The sequence below is a fragment of the Methylobacterium sp. Leaf108 genome (assembly GCF_001423265.1).
Taxonomy (GTDB): Bacteria; Pseudomonadota; Alphaproteobacteria; order Rhizobiales; family Beijerinckiaceae; genus Methylobacterium.
Genome location: NZ_LMND01000028.1, coordinates 1 through 1,143 on the forward strand (window position 1 = coordinate 1; position 1,143 = coordinate 1,143).

General features: G+C 61.2%; 1 pseudogene. It reads right to left on the reverse strand.

Annotation, left to right across the window (positions count from 1 at the left end):
* A pseudogene (locus tag ASF39_RS12865) lies at window positions 1-1,143 on the reverse strand (calcium-binding protein); the annotation flags it as partial.

The window sequence follows — 1,143 nt, forward strand, 5'->3', positions numbered from 1 at the left end:
GAGCCGCTCGATCTCCTGACCTGCCGTAAGCGTGTAGTTCACGCTCGTCAGGACTTTGTCGCTGCCGCCACCCGCCGCCTCGAACACCCGGTCGTTGCCATTGTCGACGTAGTAGGCGTCGTTGCCACCCAAGCCCTGCATCACGTCAGCATTGAGCCCGCCGTTCAGCGTGTTCGCCCCCGCGTTGCCCACCAGGGTGTTGGTGAGCTCATTGCCAGTCAGATTGATCTTGGTGGTCCCCGCAGCGCTCGTGGTCTCCAGTTGCTCGATCTCCTGACCTGCCATGAGCGTGTAGCTGACGCTTGCTAGCAGGCGGTCACTCCCCTCGCCCGCTGCCTCAATCAAACGATCGCTCGCATTGTCGACGTAGTAGGTGTCGTTGCCACCCAAGCCCTGTATCACGTCAGTACCGAGCCCGCCGTTCAGCGTGTTGGCGTCCGCATTCCCAACTAGCAGGTCACTCCAGTCTGAACCTGTCACACTCTCGATAAGCTTGAAAACGTCGCCTTCGGCGTCGCCACGCTGGCCCCTGCCTTCCGTCAGGCGAACAGTCACGCTTGAAGCTGAAGTCGCGTAAGTAATGGTATCGATCCCGGCACCGCCTTCCAGCAGGTCGGCGCCCATGCCCCCCTCCAGAATGTCGTTACCGGCCCCACCATCAAGCCAGTTGAACCCGCTTTCGCCTGTGAGCGAATCACCAAAAGCTGACCCGTACAGGTTCTCGACGCCAGAGTAGGTGTCGCCCTGCGCCTCACCGGTATTGCTGCTCGGCGTGGTCAGGTTAGCCACAACCCCCGTGGTGGAATGAGCATAGGACGTCCAGTCCAGCCCCGCCCCGCCAACTAGAAGATCCGAACCCAAACCACCTTCGAGCACGTTGGCGAGCTCGTCACCCATGAGGGTGTCGTTGAAGGTGGAGCCCTCTAGATTCTCGATGCTCGAGTATGTGTCTCCGAGAGCCTCACCCGTATTTTCGCCTGTCGACGCAAGACTCGCCCGAACGCCTTCTGCTGCTAAAGAATAGGAGGCGGTGTCTAGGCCCGCGCCTCCGCTGAGGGTATCGGCACCGGCTCCGCCCTCGAGGCGGTTGTCGCTGGCGTCACCAGTGATCTGGTCGGCAAAGCCTGAGCCGATCAGGTTCTC